This is a genomic window from Saccharomonospora xinjiangensis XJ-54 (genome assembly GCF_000258175.1).
GTDB lineage: Bacteria > Actinomycetota > Actinomycetes > Mycobacteriales > Pseudonocardiaceae > Saccharomonospora > Saccharomonospora xinjiangensis.
Map to the genome: position 1 here is coordinate 4,410,078 of NZ_JH636049.1, position 16,605 is coordinate 4,426,682.

The window sequence follows — 16,605 nt, forward strand, 5'->3', positions numbered from 1 at the left end:
GCCGAATTGGGCGCGGTGCCCAGTCCTCGCGCCCCCAGCCGTCAGAGTGGCTCGTCCGGCAGCTCCAGCGCGGTGAGGGCCAACGACAGCTCGACGTAGGCCCGCCTGCCGTGCAGGGGCCTCCCGACGAGAGACGACACCCGCTGCAACCGGTTCAGCACGGTGTTGCGGTGGCAGTGCAGGCGGGCCGCGGCGTGGGCCGCGGAACGGTCCTCCTCCAGCCACACGGCGAGTGTGCGCAGCAGCACGTCGCGCTCCCTGGCCGGTCGTCGGAGCACACCGCCGAGGCTGCGGGCGACCAGCAGGTCCGCGAGGTCGGGTGAGCGGGTCAGCAGACTCTCGGGCAGGCGATCCTCCAGTGAGACGAGCCCCGGCCGGCCGGGAGCAGCCGTGCCGAGGGCGAGGAGCGCGAGGGTGTGGGCCGTGCTCACCTCGGCGATCTCCGCCACGGTCGGCGAGACCGCCGCCCTACCGCGCGCGAGAGGCCGCAAACGGGCGAGCACCTCGGCTTCGGAGCGGTGTTCCAGCGCCACGAGCCCGACGAGAGTGTCCACCCGGCTCAGCCACACGGACCTGATGCCGACCGCGGCCAGCGCCGTCCTCGCGCCCGCGAGCGCCGCGATGCCGTCGGAGTTGATGTCGGCGACCACCGCGAGGTAGGGGCTCGCGGCGGGAAGCTCCAGCTCCCTGGCCGCACGGGTGGCGAACGCGATGTCATGGGCCCGCGCGCCGAGCAGGTCCTCCAGCAGCGCGGTGCGGCGTTGCTCGTCGCGGCGAACCCGATCGAGTTCGCTGTCGCGGTACGCGGTGGACAGCGCCGACGACAGGTGGTCGATCACCGTCCACGTGGCCGTGCCCGCCTCCAGAACGGCGTCGGGGGGCACCTCGGTGCGGTCGGCCTGCTCCAGCATCGCCTCCCACACGATGCGTCCGCCGAGCCGGAACGTCCGCAGCATCACCTCCAGCGGAACGCCCTGGGCGAGGCGATGCCTGGCGATGGTCGCGGCGACGTCGTCGTCCGACGAGGGCCCGACGTGGCCGCCGAGCACCTCCAGCACACGGGTGAGGTAGTCACGGCAGCCCTCCCGCAGGTCATCGTGCGGGACGGGGCTGTAGTCGGTCCACGCCGGGTTGTCCGTGAAGATCGCCGCCAGCAGCCTGCCGATGAGGGGCTCGACCTCGCGCAGTAGCGCCCCGGCCAGCGCGCGGGTGACCGGTGAGGTGTTGTAGCGGGGACCTTGTGCTCGCACGCTCGCGACGTTACCTCTGCTCGACGCAGGGCGAGGGCCGCGCGGCGGCGCGAGGGTCAGGTCCCGGGCACGGACGACGGTGAGCCGATGGCGCGCGACCGCGCGGGGCCGCTCACCCACCGCACCAACGCCGTGAACAGCAGGGCTGCCGTGATCGCACCACCGGCGAGGCGGACCCAGTGCCCCGCGACGAACTCGCGCGCCGTGGCGCGCAGCAGTTCAGAGGAGTGGGTTCCGACGGGATCGACGAACATGATCTCGTTGCGCGGCCAGAACCACACGGCGGAGAACAGCAGCTCGCAGCACAGGTACACCACCGCGGCACCAGCGACGTAGGCCCGGATTCCCTTTCGCCGCAACGTGGCGCCCACCGCGGCCAGGCTGGCCACGATGATCGCGAGTCCCAGCGGGGGGAAGAAGTCCGAAGGGCTGCCCGCCACCAGGAACTCTCTCGCCTCGACCAGCGAGGAGGGCGGATCGCGGAAGATGTTCGGGTACAGCATGACGGTTTCGCCGAGCACCGCTCCGAACGAGACGGTGGTGGCCGCGGTCAGGCTGATCAGCAGGCCGGTCACGAATGTTCTCACGAGGGACGACGGTAGGCGCGGAATCGCGGGTGCGCGTCCGCGTGGAGACGGTTACCACTGTCGCTTCCGGACGTACGGTCACGTGCGCCCGCGTTGCCGGACGACGACGTCGGAATGCGAGGCCGCGCCGGGTCGCCGACCGAAGTGATCACTTCCACTGGTAGGAATGACCGGTGCGTGATTTCTTGAAGGGTGTCCGGTTTTTCGGGCAGGGACTGGGCATTCTGCTCCGGTCGCCGAAGTTGTTGCTGATCGGGGCGCTGCCGGTGGTGCTGACCACGGCGTTGCTGTCGGGCGGGGTGATCGCGCTCGCCTTCTGGATCGACGACCTGGCGACACTGATCACGCCGTTCGCCGACGACTGGGCGCGAGTGTGGCAGATGATTGTCCGGATCGCGGCCGGGGTCGCGGTGTTCGGCGCGGCGATGGTGATCGGCATGGTCAGTTTCTCGGCTCTGACACTGGCACTGGGTGGTCCTTTCTACGAGCACATCGCCGAGAAGGTCGAGGACGACCTCGGCGGCGCCCCGAGTGAGGCCGAGCTGCCGTGGTGGCGGCTGCTGTGGATGGGGCTGCGCGACGGCGTCCTTCTCATGCTGCGGTCGCTCATGTTCACGATCCCGCTGTTCGTCGCGGGATTCGTGCCTGTGCTGGGACAGACGGTGGTCCCCGTGCTCGTTGCTCTGGTGGCGGCGTGGTTCCTCGCGCTCGAACTGGTGGCGGTGTCGTTCTACCGGCGGGGTATGGATCTCAGGCAACGGCGGCTCGCGTTGCGGAAGCGCCGGGGCCTCGCGCTCGGCCTCGGACTGCCCGCCTCCCTACTGTGCCTGATCCCGCTTCTGGCGATCATCGTGTTCCCGATCGCTTTCGTCGGAGGTGTGCTCGTCGCCCGTGACGTCCTGCGCACCGACCCGGCTCCCGTCGGCTGAGGGAGAAGCGGGGGAGTCAGGGATGCGGCTCGACTCCCCGCATCGGCCCGCGCGACAACCACATCTCGTCGATGTGAACTCCGGTGTGGTGGGTGAGCAGGGCGAAGGCCCTCGCCTCGTAGGCGCTGCGGTGTGCGCCGTCACCGAACCGGTAGAGCCACTCCTCGGGTCTGTCGTTCGGGGCGAGCCCGACCGGATCGGTGCGGTAGAGCTCGCTGCCGTCCTCCCAGCACCGCACGGAGCAGATCCTCTTGGCCTCGTTGACGAACACGGTGGCCAGCCGGGTGCCCTCGGACAGTCGTCGGCACGCTGTCTCCGTGGCGGCGGCCTGCCCGAGCAGGCACACGCCGCCGTCGCGGGCGCCGAGGTAGACGGGGAAGGAGCCGGGCGGTGCGGTGCCGGTTTCGCCGGTGGCGTCCGCGTGCTCTTCGATGTCGGTGATATCGATGATGCCGTCGAAGTCGGTGGTTTCGCCGGGATCGCCGAGCACGTCGTGGTAGGGGCTGCGCACCCGCCGGGACAGGGCGGGGTCGGCGCCGAGACGGCGCACGGCCTCGTCCTCGGTCAGCCCCGACACGAGCGTGACGTCCTGGAGGAAGACCATCCAGTCCCACACCCACCGGTAGGAGCCGATCAGCGCATCCGCACGCTCCCGTGATCGCCGTTCCTCCTCGGCGATCACGGGAGCGCCCGGCAGGTCGCGAACCAGGTCGGCCAGCGGGCCGTCAAGGGCTTGGCGGCCCGCTGAACGGCCGGACACCACCGGGGACCATGGGTCGGCCCCCGCGCGCAGCAGAACCGTGACGGCCGTGCGATGGCCGTACCGCACGGCGATCCACAGTGGAGTGACGCCTTCGGCGTCGGTGGCATCGACCTCGGCTCCGCAGGCGATCAGGCTTTCCAGCGTGCCGGCAGGCGCGTCGGCGAACACCGCTTCGTGCAACGGAGTGGCGGCCCCCGGGTTCAGGACGGCGTTGGGGTCGGCGCCCTCGGCCAGGAGCGTCCGCACCGTGGCGGGATCGTGCCAGCCGCTCGCCGCTGCCCGCTGCCACCGTTCCGGCATCGCTCCTCGCTCTCGGTCACCTTCTCTTCTCACCCTGTTCGGGCGGAGGGTAGCCCGGGCCACCGACGGTTTCGGGCTCCCCTCCGCGCGGACACCGTCACGAGATCGGCTGTGCCGTGGCGCGACCTGCTCAGCGCGACCCCGAAGGTGCCTTCCCCAGCGCGAGAACGGCCACCGCGATGACGGCGAGCGCGCCGCCGGTGTAGAGGGCGGTGGAGACCCCCGCCACATCGACGATGCGCCCTCCCGCGAAGGCGCCGAGCGCGATGACGGCGTTGAACCCGCCCACGAACAGCGAGGACGCCGCCTCACGGGCGTCGGGGACCGAGGCCAGCACCCACGTCTGCGTGCCGACCGACACCCCGCCGTAGGCGACGCCCCAGACCACCAGCACCACGCCTGCCGTCAGCGTGGAGGTGCCGACGAGGGCGAGCAGTGGCAGAGTCACGGCCAGCCCGATGCTGATCACCACGAGGGTGGTGCGGGGTGAGCGGGCGGCCCCTGCCCCCGCCGCGAAGTTGCCGAGTACACCAGCCACGCCGTACACGAGCAGCAGCGTGCCGATCAGCCCCGGACCGACTCCGGCGATCTCCTCCAACGCGGGGCGGACGTAGGTGTAGGCGGCGAAGTGGGCAGTGACGATCAACGCCATCACGATGAGCCCCGTCCGCAGCACCGGGTTGCCGAGCAGGGAGAGGACACCGCCGAGCCCGACCGGCTGCTCGGCGGGAAGCGGCGGCAGCACGAGGAGCAGCGTCACCGCGAGTGCGAGCGCGAGCCCGGCGAAGACGAGGAACGCCGCTCGCCAGCCCGCGAGTTCCCCCAGGTAGGTGCCTGCGGGGACGCCGAGTACCGACGCCACCGCGATACCGCTGAACACCAGTGACGTCGCCGTGCCCACCGATCTGGCCGGAACGAGCCGGACCGAGATGCCCGCCGCGATCGCCCACACCCCGCCCATCCCGAGACCGACGAGCACCCTGGCCAGCACCATGACGGCGAAGTTCGGTGCCACGGCGGCGAGCGCGTTTCCCGCGGCCAGCACCGTCATGAGCGCCGCCAGGGCGGCCCTCCGGTCGAACCGGCCGAGCACCGCCGTCAGCAGCGGCGCCGACACCGCCGCGACGAGGCCTGTGATCGTCAGGGTGAGCCCGGCGGTTCCCTCGCTCACCCGCAGCGCCGCACCGATCGGGGTCAGCAGACCGACGGGCAGCATTTCGGAGGTGACGACCGTGAACGTCGCGAACGCGACCGTGACGACGCCGAGCCAGCCCGCCGTGGCGGACGACCGGCGCGAGGTTTCCTCAATCCGGACCATGTCCTCAAGCGAACCGCCGGGGCCGCGAGGGAACAACGGCCGTTTCCTGATGCTTGTATGAGCCGGACTGATCGATGCCGGGGCCGGGTGACCGCTTGTGACGAATCTGGATTTCCGTGAGCTGGAGTGCTTCCTTGTGCTCGCGGAGGAGCTGCACTTCGGCAGGACGGGCAGCCGTCTGTACGTGTCGCAGGGGCGGGTGAGCCAGCTGCTGCGGTCTCTGGAGACGCGGATCGGCGCCACACTGGTGGAGCGGACGAGCCGCCGGGTACGGCTGACCCCGCTGGGAGAGCGGTTCGTCGAGCGCCTGCGCCCCGCGTACAGCGCCGTGCGCGACAGCGTCGAGGAGGCACGTTCGGCGGCGCGGGGAATCGAGGGCAGGCTCCGGATCGGTTTCCAGGGCACGGCGGACGACCGGATCACCGAGGTGATCGACCTGTTCCAGCGACGCCATCCCGGCTGTGTCACCGAGATCGTGGAGATCCCGCTGTCCGACCCGTTCGGCCCCGTGTACCGGGCGGAGGTGGACGTGGCGGTGGTGCTGTTGCCGGTCGAGGAGCCCGATCTGGTCGTCGGGACGGTCTTCGCCGAACACGGGCAGACGCTCGCCGTCTCCAGCCGCGACCCGCTCGCCCGGCGTTCGCACGTGAGCGCCGAGGAACTGGCCGGGGTCGCGCTGATCGGCGTGTGCGGGCCCGCTCCGGGCTACTGGCGCCGCGCGCAGGCGCCCGAGACGACACCGCGCGGGGTGCGGATTCCCCGGGGGCCCGAGGTGCGGACCCTCCAGGAGGGGCTCACGCTGACGGCCGCGGGTCGCGGGGGAATGCTGTTGTGCGAGCCGACCGCGGCCTCCTACACGCGCGGCAGCGTCGCGTTCGTCCCCGTGACCGGCCTGCCCGATTCGATGCTCGGGCTCGTCTGGCACCGCGAGCACGAGACCGCGAGAATCCGGGCGTTCGCGCAGGCTTTCGGCGAACTGTCCTGACAGCGTGGTCCCGGTGTGCGAGCCACGGTCCCGGCGTGAGTTTCCTGGTCCCCGAACAAGCGCGCGCAAGATAGTTAATAGATGTACTAATTTTCCGGCCCGGTTCGAGGGTGGAGTGGGCGAGAGGTGTAATCACCTCGGCGGAATGAGGGTTCCGCAGGGGCGAGTGGTCGGAGTGGCACATGTTCGGAGTCTGCGGTTGTGTCGTGTGCCACACTCCCGGAAGTTAGTAAATACGTTTACTATGCCCATGGGTGGTGCGGCCGGGTACCCGTACCGGCCCGCACGGCGAGACTTCCAAGGAGGCAAGTCATGGCGTACTACCGGAGCCTGGGTGACGTCCCGGCGAAGCGGCACACGCAACACCGCGATGGCAGCGGCAACCTCTACTACGAGGAGCTGATGGGCGAGGAGGGGTTCTCCTCCGACTCGTCGCTGCTGTATCACCGGAACCTGCCCTCGGCCATCGTGGACTCGCGGGTGTGGGAGCTGCCGGACCAGTCCACGACGCCGAACCATCCGTTGCAGCCCCGGCACCTCAAGCTCCACGACCTGTTCCCCGGCGAGAGCTGGAAGGACACCGACGTCGTGACCGGCCGCAGGCTGGTGCTCGGCAACGCCGACGTCCGGCTGTCGTACGTGGTGGCAGGCGCCGTCTCGCCGCTGTACCGCAACGCCACCGGCGACGAGGTCGTCTACGTCGAGTCCGGTGACGCGGTGGTGGAGACCGTCTTCGGCTCGCTCAAGGCGACCGAGGGCGACTACGTCGTGATCCCGATGGCCACCACGCATCGCTGGCTTCCGCAGGGCGACAAGCCGTTGCGCGCGTACGCGATCGAGGCGAACAGCCACATCACGCCGCCCAAGCGGTACCTGTCGCGTTACGGGCAGCTGCTTGAGCACGCCCCGTACTGCGAACGCGACCTGCACGGCCCCTCGGAGATCCTCACCGCGGAGGGCACGGACGTCGAGGTGTTCGTCAAGCACCGGACCTCGCGCGGGGTCGTCGGCACGGTGATGGTGTATCCGGAGCACCCGTTCGACGTGGTGGGCTGGGACGGCTGCCTCTACCCGTACACGTTCAGCATCCACGACTTCGAGCCCATCACCGGGCGGGTTCACCAGCCGCCGCCCGTGCACCAGGTTTTCGAGGGGCACAACTTCGTGGTGTGCAACTTCGTGCCGCGCAAGGTGGACTACCACCCGCAGGCGATCCCCGTTCCGTACTACCACTCCAATGTGGACTCCGACGAGATCATGTTCTACTGCGGCGGCGACTACGAGGCGAGGAAGGGTTCGGGCATCGGCCAGGGATCGATCTCGGTGCATCCCGGCGGGCACGCGCACGGGCCGCAGCCCGGTGCGTACGAGCGCAGCATCGGGGTGGAGTTCTTCGACGAACTCGCCGTCATGGTGGACACCTTCCGGCCGCTGGAGCTGGGTGAGGGTGGTCTGGCGTGCGAAGACCGGAACTACGCCTGGACCTGGGCTGGCCGGGGGCCGAAGCAGTGAGTCCGGCCGCTGTTCCGCCGTTCGCCGTTGGTTTGTGTGACGACGCCGCGATCTTCCCGCCGGGGCTGGCGCCCCTCGCGGAGGCGGTGCCTGCCCACGTGCGGCACGTCAGCGCGCCGTACGCGGAGCTGGTCGGCCCGCTCGTCGTCTCGGCCTCGGCGCTGACCGAGCTGGCCGGGCTCGTGCCCTTTCCTGGCGGGCACCGGCTCGACCTCGCCGTGACGGCGCCCGACGGTCCTTCCACCGTGCGTGGCGTGCTGGACACCGCCGCGCGGTTGCCGGTGCGGCTACGCGCCCTCGAAGTGGCTGTCCCCTCGGGGATGGGCGCCGCCTCCCTGATCGAGGCACTCGACGCCGTGGGTATCGACGACGTGGTGGACGTGTTCGTCGAGGTGCCCCGCGACGAGCGAAGGCCGGAGATCATCGCGGCGTTGCCCTCGACCCGGTACAAGGCGAAGTTCCGCACCGGAGGGGTGCGCGCCGAGCTGTATCCGGACGAGACCGAGCTGGCCGAGGCTGTCGCCGCCGTGGTGGCGGCTGGGATCCCGTTCAAGGCGACGGCCGGGCTGCACCACGCGATCCGCAACACCGATCCGGACACCGGTTTCGAGCAACACGGCTTCCTCAACCTGCTGCTGGCCACCGACGCGGCGCTGCGCGGAGCGGACTCCGCCGAGCTGGCCGGCGTCCTCGCCGACCGCGACGGCGCGGCGATCGCCGCGCGGGTGGCCGCGCTGCCCGCTGAGGCGGTCTCCTCGGCCAGGGCCGCGTTCCGGTCCTTCGGTACGTGCAGCGTCAGTGACCCGCTCACTGAGATGATCGCGCTGGGCCTGCTGCCCTCCTCGCTGACCGAGAACGAGAGGATCGCATGACACGGATCGAGGTGCCCGACGGTTCGCTGTTCGGGCTGGACAATCTGCCGTACGGGGTTTTCTCGACGCAGGGCACCGCGCCCCGCGTCGGTGTGCGGGTCGGTGATCACGTGGTTGACCTCGCGGCGACGCTGGGCGACGACGTCTTCGCCCAGCCCGTGCTGAACGGGTTCATGGCGCAGGGCCACGCGCGGTGGGTGCGAGTGCGGGAGCGGATCACCGAGCTGGTGTCCGGTGACGTGCCGGACGCGGCGGTACACGCGGTGAGCGATGTGCGCACGCACCTGCCCTTCGAGGTCGCCGACTACGTCGATTTCTACGCCTCCGAGCACCATGCCAGCAATCTCGGCAGGCTGTTCCGGCCGAACGCGGAACCGTTGATGCCGAACTGGAAGCACCTTCCCGTCGGCTACCACGGGCGCGCGGGCACAGTGGTGGTGTCCGGTACCGATGTGGTGCGCCCGTGTGGTCAGCGCAAGGCGCCCGACGAGGATTCGCCGACGTTCGGCGAAAGCAGGCGCCTCGACATCGAAGCCGAGCTGGGCTTCGTCGTCGGCACCGGCTCGGAACTCGGCTCGCCGGTTCCGGTGGAGGAGTTCGAGCAGCGGGTGTTCGGCGCGGTGCTGGTCAACGACTGGTCGGCGCGCGACATCCAGGCGTGGGAGTACGTGCCGCTCGGGCCGTTCCTCGGTAAGAGCTTCGCGACGTCGATCTCGCCGTGGGTGGTACCGCTGCTCGCGTTGGAGACCGCGAGGGTCGCCACGCCGCCTCAGGCCCCGCAGCCGCTGCCCTACCTGAGAGAGAGCTCGCCATGGGGGCTCGACATCGCACTGGAAGTGGAGCTGAACGGGCAGGTCATCAGCCGCCCGCCGTACCGCGAGATGTACTGGTCGCCCGCGCAGATGCTGGCGCACATGACGGTCAACGGGGCATCCTCGCGCACCGGCGACCTCTTCGCGTCTGGCACGATTTCCGGGCCGGAGCGCGACCAGCGCGGCGCGCTCATCGAGATCACCTGGGGCGGCAAGGAGCCGATCCAGGTGGGTGGCGAGGAACGTACGTTTCTGCGTGACGGCGACGAGGTCGCCATCACGGCCACCGCACCGGCTGCCTCAGGTGGCCGGATCGGCTTCGGCGAGGTTCGCAACCGGATTCTTCCCGCGAAGGGGGCACAGCGATGAACGGCAAGGTGGTCGAGACCGCGGCCGAGGCGGTCGCCGACATCCCCAGTGGTGCGTCGCTGGCCGTCGGCGGGTTCGGACTGTGCGGCATTCCGGACACCCTGATCGCGGCTCTCGCCGAGAGCGAGGCGAGGGAGCTGGAGGTGTTCTCCAACAACTGCGGTATCGACGGCCAGGGCCTCGGCGTGCTGCTGGAGGCGGGTCGCATCCGCAGGGTCACCGCGTCCTACGTCGGGGAGAACAAGGAGTTCGCCCGCCAGTACCTCGCCGGTGAGCTTGAAGTGGAGCTGACACCGCAGGGCACGCTCGCCGAGCGGCTGCGCGCGGGCGGTGCCGGTATCCCGGCGTTCTACACGCCCGCCGGGGTCGGCACTCCCGTCGGCGACGGCGGGCTGCCGTGGCGTTACGACGCCGACGGCGGTGTCGCGGTGGCGTCGCCTCCGAAGGAGGTGCGGGAGTTCGGTGGCAAGCGCTACCTGCTGGAGGAGGCCATCGTCGCCGACTTCGCCCTCGTGCACGCCGAGGTGGGCGACACGCAGGGCAACCTGGTGTTCAACAAGACCGCGATGAACTTCAACCCGCTCGCCGCGATGGCGGGGCGGATCACCATCGTCGAGGTCGAGCGTCTGGTCGAGCCGGGTGAGCTGGACCCGGCGCAGGTGCACCTGCCCGGTGTGTTCGTGCAGCGCATCGTCCACACCGGACCGCAGGACAAGCGGATCGAGAAGCGCACCGTGCGCAAGGCCGAGGAGGTCTCGGGGGCATGACCGACACGACAGCGACGACGGCGACGACCGTGACCGGCTGGTCCCGCGAGGAGATGGCGGCGAGGGCGGCGAGGGAACTGCGCCCCGGCGAGTACGTCAACCTCGGCATCGGGCTGCCCACGCTGATCCCGAACTATCTGCCTGAGGGCGTCGATGTGGTGCTGCACAGCGAGAACGGCATCCTGGGCACGGGACCGTACCCGCTGGAGGAGGACCTCGACCCCGACCTGATCAACGCGGGGAAGGAGACCGTCACGGTGAACCCCGGCGCGGCCTACTTCGACTCCGCGCTGTCGTTCGGCATGATCCGGGGTGGGCACATCGACACGGCGGTGCTGGGCGGTATGCAGGTGTCCGTCACCGGCGACCTGGCCAACTGGATGGTTCCCGGCAAGATGGTCAAGGGCATGGGCGGGGCGATGGACCTCGTGCACGGCGCCCGCAGGGTGATCGTGCTGATGGAACACACCGCCAAGGACGGCAGCCCGAAGATCCTCGAGAAGTGCACGCTGCCGCTGACCGGTGAGCGGGTCGTGCAGCGAATCATCACCAACCTCGGCGTCCTCGACGTCGCGGACGGTCCCGAAGGTGGGCTCGCACTGGTCGAACTCGCCCCCGGTGTGACGGCCGAACACCTGGTCGCCTCGACAGGGGCCCCTGTCACCGTCTGACGCACCTGTCACGAAAGGCCCACCCCAGCGTGATCATCGCCGGGGTGGGCCTTTGTCCGTGCGTTATGCGGGTGGCACGCGGGTGGTGGACGGGGTGGGAGAACGAGATGGCGGCCGCTACCGGAAGGCTCTCGTCCGGCGGCCCCGCTACCGGGAGCTCCCGCCTGTGACGGCGCTACCCGAGGGCTTCCTCCTGACGCGGTCGTCCCCCGAGGACTCCCGGCGGGCCGCTACCGGAAGGCTCTCGCCCGGGCATTACCCGGGGCGCTCCCGCTCTGTGACGGCGACACCGAGGTCCGCCGTCACAGAGCGGTCAGGGTAGCGGTCGTCACAGCGCGAGCGTCAGCCGATCGCCGCAGGCACGGGAGCAGCAGGTCATCATCTTGTTGTTGACGGCCCGCTCCGCCTTGGTCAGCACCTTGTCCCGGTGATCGATCTCGCCCTCGGTGACGCCGACCTCGCAACTGCCGCACAACCCCTCCTCGCAGTCGCTCGGCACGTCGATGTTGGCTGCCCGCAGCGCGGCGAGAACGGTCTGGTCAGGCGCGACCGTGACGGTGATACCGGAGTCAGCGAGGCGGAGATCGAAGGCGTGCTCCTTCTCCGGGTCCAGCTCACCGAGGTCGCTGGAGAAATGCTCGACGTGCAGCGAGTCCTCCGGCCAGTGGCTCGTGGCCTCGGCCAGCGCGTCGAGCAGGCGCTGCGGGCCGCACGAGTAGATCTGCGTGTCGTCGCGGGGTTCGGCGAGCAACGACTCCACGTCGAGCCTGGTGCCCTCGTCGGAGACGTGGAGCACGAGCGCGTCGCCGTGGTCCCGTGTCACCCGGTCGAGCAACGCCATCGCGGCACGGGTGGAGCCGCAGTAATGCAGTTCGTAGTCCTTGCCCTGCCTGCGGGCGTGGTCGGCCATCGCGAGGATCGGGGTGATGCCGATGCCTCCCGCGATGAAGAGGTAACGCCGTGCGTCGGGGTCGAGTTTGAAGTGGTTGCGCGGCCCTCGCACCCGCAGAGTGTCGCCGACGGCGAGCCGCTCGTGGACGTAGCGGGAACCGCCCCTGCTCTCGCGGTCCTTCTGCACCGCGATCTGGTAGCACGACCGGTCGTCCGGGTCACCGCACAGCGAGTACTGCCGGGACAGCTCACCGAGTTCGATGTCCACATGCGACCCCGGTGACCACTTCGGCAGCGGCCGGTCCCGCACATCGGCGAGTGTGATCCGCACAACCTCGTCGGCCGCGCGCGCGACCTCACGCACCACCATCGTGCGCGAGATGGACCGCCGCGACGGCTGGCCGATCGTGATCTTGACCTGCCGGTCGAGGATCTCCGGGCGTTCCCGCTCCGGGTTCTTCGCCGGGTCCCACCGCACCCACAGGTGCTCGGGGCCGCGGAACGACGTGTTGGGCAGGTAGGTGAACGTCTGGCCGGGCGCCAGTTCAAGGTGGGGCAGCCGGGTGGTCAGCTCCTCCAGGAAGATCTGAATCTCCATCCTGGCGAGGTTCTTGCCCATGCACTGGTGTGCGCCGTAGCCGAAGCTGAGGTGGTCGCTGGCGTTCTCGCGCCGGAGGTCGAGTTCGTCGGGGTTGTCGAAGAACCGCTCGTCGTGGTTGGCCGAGGTGTTGACGATCAGGAGTTTCGCGCCCTCGGGGAGCTCGACGTCACCGATCTTCGTCGCCTTCGTGGTGATCCGCCGCCACGCCACGATCGAGCCGGAGAAGCGCAGGCATTCCTCGACCGCGTTCGCGATCAGGCTCGGATCGGCGCACAGCTCCTCCCAGAGCGACCGGTTCTCCAGCAGGAGCTTGATCGCGTTGGCCGAGGCGAGCGCGGTGGTCTCGTGAGCGGCGACGATGCCGGCCATCATCATCGAGTGCAGGTAGGAGTCCGTGATGACGTCGGGCATCTCGGGTTGCAGCCGGATTCCGTACTGCATCCAGCCTGGCCCGGAGGGGTCCTCCCGCATCTTGTCGAGCACGGTGCCCGCGTACTGCCAGAACTTGCCGACGTTCTCGGCGACCGCGACCTGCTCCTCCGGCGCGGGACGTCCCCAGGTGTTCAGGGTGTGCGCGACGGAGTAGCGGCGCAGGGTCTCCATGTCCTCCTCGGGGACACCGAGGAAGTGCAGCGCCACCGTCAGCGGGATCTCGTAGAGCATCTCATCGACGAGATCGGCCTTGCCCTTGTCGATGAAACGGTCCACGTGCTCACGGACCAGCCTGCGCACCATCGGCTCGTGGTGAGCCAGCTGCGGCGGGGTGAACGGCTCCATCAGCGCACGTCTGCGGGGCATGTGCGCTGGCTCGTCCTCGTTGACGAGCGTGCGGCTCATCCCGTAGTCGTACTTCGCGAGCACCGCGTTCGCCTCGTCGCCGAACGGCGTGATCTTCTCGAGGACGTTGGCCGGCGAGAACGTGATGTTGTCGCGGAAGATCGCCTTCACGTCCTCGTAGCGCGTCACCACCCAGTAGCCGAGCTGGGGGTTGTAGAACACCGGTTCCTCGTCGCGCGACCAGCGCAGTGAGCCTGGAGGGTCCTCTTGGTAGGGCCCGGTGAACGGATCGAAGGCCGCCGCGCGTGCCGACACGGGGCATCCCGTGGGACTGAGGCGGGCGTGATCGACAGGGCACCCTCCGCTGCCCTCCCCGTTGCTGGTGGCAGTGGTGGTGGCCGAGGCCGACTCCGCGCCCATGACGCTCCCTCCATACAGCTTTGTACAGGGCTTTCACTTTTATCGCACAAAGATGTGCGATTTAAGATAATGACCAGAGCCTAGGGGTGCCTTTCTCGGTGGTCAAGGTGCCGATTCGGCCTGGACGAGAGCGCATCCGACCGAGGGGACTGCCGTGCGTGCGATGCGGCAGGAGAACAGGATTTCGCAGGCGCCCGCTGGGTCCGGACGACCGGAGGTGAACAGGCGCCGGTGCAGCGCGGCCGTGCCGGTCGTCGTGCTGCTGCCCCGGCCTGGCGGACTCGTGGCGGTACCGGGATTCTCGGCGGCGATCGGACGAGGCCGCGTCACCGCGCGGGTGGCCGTCCTGGCGCCCGCGCCCGCGCACCCTCCCGGGGGCTGCTGGGTCCGTCCAGGCAGGCGAAGCCGTTACTCGATGCGCGCGTCCGCGATGCCGGGGACCGTGCGCACAAGGCTGATCACCACTCGCTGTTCGGCGGTGTCGTCGAACTCGCCGCGGATCACGGCGACCCTGCCTGCTAGCTCGACCGACCAGCGGCCGTGCTGTCCGCTGTAGGCGTCCAGCACCGACTGCACGTGTGCCGCGACGACGTCGTCGGGCCGCACGAGCGGTTTCAGCACGTCCCTGCGGCTCACGATGCCGACGAGTTCCCCGTTCTCCACCACGGGAAGGCTGCGCAGGCGGTCGCCCAGCATGAGTCTCGCGATGTCCATGACGTCGTCGTTCGTGGACACCACCGCGACGGGACTGGTCATCACGTCCGCGACCCTCGGTGCGGTGGCGGTGCCCGTGGTGTTGGCCTGTTCCGCCGCGCGGAGGGCGTCGGACTCGGTGATCATGCCGACCACCTGCTGCTCCTCGTCAACGACGGGAAGTCCGGCGAAGCCGCCCTCGGTCAGCCGCACGACCGCGTCCATCAACAGGGAACCGGGAGTCGTGGTGACAACCGGCCTCGACATGATGTCGGACGCTCGCATGCCGCTTCTCCTCACTGGCGGGGCTGCGACCAGACTTCCCGGCTCGGCGGCCCGGTTTCAGGGCCTAAGGTCCCGCGACAGGTCCCGCGACCTCGCGACAGAGCCGGATTCCCACCGTGTCTCATGCGCGCTGCGTCCCTCAGCCGTCATGGGCGCCGCCGGTGTCCAGGCCGGTGTCCTCACCGCCGGAACTCCGCCGTCGAGAACGCCGGGATCGCGTCGTTCGCGGGCGGGGCACGCGGAGGCCGTAGCGGACTCCGAGCATGCGGATGGCGAAGGCCACCGCGGCGGGCACGAGCGCGCCGACGAGCCCGGGTGCTCCGATGCCTGCCGCTGCCACCGCGAGTACGGCGCCGATGAGGGCGGGGACGGCGTAGAAGTCGCTCGTCAGCACCGTCGGTACCCGCTGCACCACGACGTCGCGCAGGGTTCCGCCGCCGACGGCGGTGATCACACCGAGCAGCACGGCCTGCACGGAGCCGAGTCCGGCGTCGAGCGCCTTGCTCGCTCCGGTGACGCAGAACACGCTCAACCCGATGGCGTCGAAAACGGTGATGAGCCGGACGTAGCGCTCCAGTTCCACGCTCAGCAGGAACGCCACCAGCGCCCCGCCCGCGGCCACGGCGAGGTATCGCACGTCACCGAAGGTCGTGGGCGGCACGTTGATCAGAATGTCCCTGAGTATCCCGCCGCCGAGAGCCGTCATCATGCCGAGAACCAGCACACCCACCAGGTCGAGGCGGGCGGCTCTCGTGGCGGTGAGCGCGCCGTTGAGCCCGAACGCGAACGTGCCGAGCAGGTCGAGGGCGAGGATCACAGGGGAGTGGAGCACCCCGCCAGTTTGAGGCTCGGCGTCGGTGCCTCACCTCGCGGGTGCCGCCGGGGATGATCCCGTCCTTCGGGACTTCAGCCCCTTACCCGGACGGCGCGCCCGCCCGACCCTGGGCACAGGTGCGGACAACCGGGCGAAGGATGGTGCGGGCCATGACCGGGATCGTGTTCCATGTCAGCGGGCATCCCGACGACGTGTTGCTGTTCAGGGGAAGTCACCTGTGGAACGACCTCACCTGGACGGACATGAAGACGGTCGTGGTGGTGACCACCGCAGGCGACGCGGGTTTCGAGAACGGCTGGTGGCAGGCCCGTGAAGCCGGTCTCGTGGAAGCCTGCCGGGTGGCCGGTGGCGGCGCGGCGAAACCGGAGGTGATCACGGTCAAGGGGCACACGGCGACGCACGCGGTGACGCGGTACCTCTCCCCGACCTGGCGGTGCTACTTCCTGCGCCTTCCTGACGGGAACCTGGACGGCAACGGCTTTCCCACGACGAAGAACCAGAGCCTGCCGAAGCTTCGTGACGGCAAGATCAGCGGCATCGACAGCGTGGCCTCGGGCGGGGCGTCCCTCGCGTCCCAGCACTACTCGTCCTGGATCGAGGTCGTGGACACACTGCACGGCATCCTCACGGCCGAGCGTCAGGGCAGCGACACCGTGCACCCCTGGGTGAACGCATCGGACTACGACCGGAAACGCGATTCCGGCAGCCATCCCGACCACTACGCCACCGGCGACGCGCTCCAGACTTTCGTGCACGCCGACGGCTACTACCGGGCGTGGTGGTTGTCCTACCGCACCGACGGGCGTCCCCCCAACCTCTCGGGTGCCGAGTACGACCACAAGCGCAAGCTCTACTACTCCTACGTGGAGAAGGTGAAGCAGCTCTACGGCGGCGACCCGCCGTGCGACTTCGACGGCGAGTGGGCCAGGTGGGGCAAGCGGTGCTACTGGAACGAGGAGAAGTCCTGA

15 protein-coding genes are annotated in these 16,605 nt (G+C 69.6%); 8 read left to right on the forward strand and 7 right to left on the reverse strand.

The annotated features are described in order from the left end of the window. Positions 1-41: 41 nt before the first annotated feature. Both SACXIDRAFT_RS19990 and SACXIDRAFT_RS19995 read right to left on the reverse strand, forming a co-directional pair. Positions 42-1,250: a PucR family transcriptional regulator gene (locus SACXIDRAFT_RS19990; protein ID WP_006240498.1), complete on the reverse strand. Its 1,209-nt coding sequence runs from the start codon at positions 1,248-1,250 to the stop codon at positions 42-44. A 56-nt stretch (positions 1,251-1,306) separates the two neighbouring features. Then, positions 1,307-1,837 carry a DUF1772 domain-containing protein gene (locus SACXIDRAFT_RS19995; RefSeq protein WP_157599691.1) on the reverse strand — a complete coding sequence of 177 codons (531 nt, stop codon included), beginning with the start codon at positions 1,835-1,837 and terminating at the stop codon, positions 1,307-1,309. Positions 1,838-2,010: 173 nt separating this feature from the next. Between SACXIDRAFT_RS19995 and SACXIDRAFT_RS20000 the strand changes: the two genes are divergently transcribed. Next, complete coding sequence (locus SACXIDRAFT_RS20000) at positions 2,011-2,766, forward strand: EI24 domain-containing protein (protein ID WP_006240500.1); 756 nt, start codon at positions 2,011-2,013, stop codon at positions 2,764-2,766. Between the two features lie 16 nt (positions 2,767-2,782). Here the strand turns inward: SACXIDRAFT_RS20000 and SACXIDRAFT_RS20005 are convergent, their stop codons facing one another. Together SACXIDRAFT_RS20005 and SACXIDRAFT_RS20010 are read right to left on the reverse strand one after the other, a co-directional pair. Continuing rightward, positions 2,783-3,829: an ankyrin repeat domain-containing protein gene (locus tag SACXIDRAFT_RS20005; protein ID WP_006240501.1), complete on the reverse strand. Its 1,047-nt coding sequence runs from the start codon at positions 3,827-3,829 to the stop codon at positions 2,783-2,785. 130 nt (positions 3,830-3,959) lie between these two features. After that, the gene (locus SACXIDRAFT_RS20010; protein WP_040922295.1) at positions 3,960-5,147 is read right to left on the reverse strand and encodes an MFS transporter; all 1,188 of its coding nucleotides are present in this window, start codon (positions 5,145-5,147) and stop codon (positions 3,960-3,962) included. Positions 5,148-5,244: 97 nt separating this feature from the next. Here SACXIDRAFT_RS20010 and SACXIDRAFT_RS20015 point away from each other — a divergent pair, with 97 nt between their 5' ends. The 6 genes from SACXIDRAFT_RS20015 to SACXIDRAFT_RS20040 all read left to right on the forward strand — a co-directional run bounded on the left by SACXIDRAFT_RS20015 (position 5,245) and on the right by SACXIDRAFT_RS20040 (position 11,135). Next, a complete protein-coding gene (locus SACXIDRAFT_RS20015) occupies positions 5,245-6,132 on the forward strand; it encodes a LysR family transcriptional regulator (RefSeq protein ID WP_006240503.1) in 888 nt (295 codons plus the stop codon). A 312-nt stretch (positions 6,133-6,444) separates the two neighbouring features. Next, positions 6,445-7,644 (forward strand): homogentisate 1,2-dioxygenase, encoded by a 1,200-nt coding sequence (locus SACXIDRAFT_RS20020; protein WP_006240504.1) that lies wholly within the window; start codon positions 6,445-6,447, stop codon positions 7,642-7,644. Then, the gene (locus SACXIDRAFT_RS20025; protein WP_006240505.1) at positions 7,590-8,516 is read left to right on the forward strand and encodes a hypothetical protein; all 927 of its coding nucleotides are present in this window, start codon (positions 7,590-7,592) and stop codon (positions 8,514-8,516) included. The genes SACXIDRAFT_RS20020 and SACXIDRAFT_RS20025 overlap by 55 nt, the downstream gene beginning before the upstream one ends. Next, positions 8,513-9,697 carry a fumarylacetoacetase gene (gene fahA, locus SACXIDRAFT_RS20030; RefSeq protein ID WP_006240506.1) on the forward strand — a complete coding sequence of 395 codons (1,185 nt, stop codon included), beginning with the start codon at positions 8,513-8,515 and terminating at the stop codon, positions 9,695-9,697. The genes SACXIDRAFT_RS20025 and fahA overlap by 4 nt, the downstream gene beginning before the upstream one ends. Further along, on the forward strand, positions 9,694-10,464 hold the full coding sequence (locus SACXIDRAFT_RS20035) for a CoA transferase subunit A (RefSeq protein WP_006240507.1): 771 nt from the start codon (positions 9,694-9,696) through the stop codon (positions 10,462-10,464). Before fahA ends, SACXIDRAFT_RS20035 begins: the two co-directional genes overlap by 4 nt. Beyond that, positions 10,461-11,135, forward strand: a complete 675-nt coding sequence (locus SACXIDRAFT_RS20040; RefSeq protein WP_006240508.1) for a CoA transferase subunit B — start codon at positions 10,461-10,463, stop codon at positions 11,133-11,135. The genes SACXIDRAFT_RS20035 and SACXIDRAFT_RS20040 overlap by 4 nt, the downstream gene beginning before the upstream one ends. Before the next feature lie 328 nt (positions 11,136-11,463). On the opposite strand, the gene SACXIDRAFT_RS20045 is transcribed toward SACXIDRAFT_RS20040, so the two are convergent. From SACXIDRAFT_RS20045 to SACXIDRAFT_RS20055, 3 genes are all read right to left on the reverse strand, one after another. After that, the gene (locus SACXIDRAFT_RS20045) at positions 11,464-13,824 is read right to left on the reverse strand and encodes a cytochrome P450/oxidoreductase (protein ID WP_006240509.1); all 2,361 of its coding nucleotides are present in this window, start codon (positions 13,822-13,824) and stop codon (positions 11,464-11,466) included. A 408-nt stretch (positions 13,825-14,232) separates the two neighbouring features. Further along, positions 14,233-14,802 (reverse strand): CBS domain-containing protein, encoded by a 570-nt coding sequence (locus SACXIDRAFT_RS20050; protein ID WP_006240510.1) that lies wholly within the window; start codon positions 14,800-14,802, stop codon positions 14,233-14,235. A gap of 139 nt (positions 14,803-14,941) precedes the next feature. After that, complete coding sequence (locus SACXIDRAFT_RS20055) at positions 14,942-15,634, reverse strand: trimeric intracellular cation channel family protein (RefSeq protein WP_050986964.1); 693 nt, start codon at positions 15,632-15,634, stop codon at positions 14,942-14,944. A 152-nt stretch (positions 15,635-15,786) separates the two neighbouring features. On the opposite strand from SACXIDRAFT_RS20055, the gene SACXIDRAFT_RS20060 reads away from it, so the two are divergent. Then, positions 15,787-16,605, forward strand: coding sequence for a PIG-L family deacetylase (locus tag SACXIDRAFT_RS20060; RefSeq protein ID WP_040922821.1), 819 nt, complete (start codon positions 15,787-15,789; stop codon positions 16,603-16,605).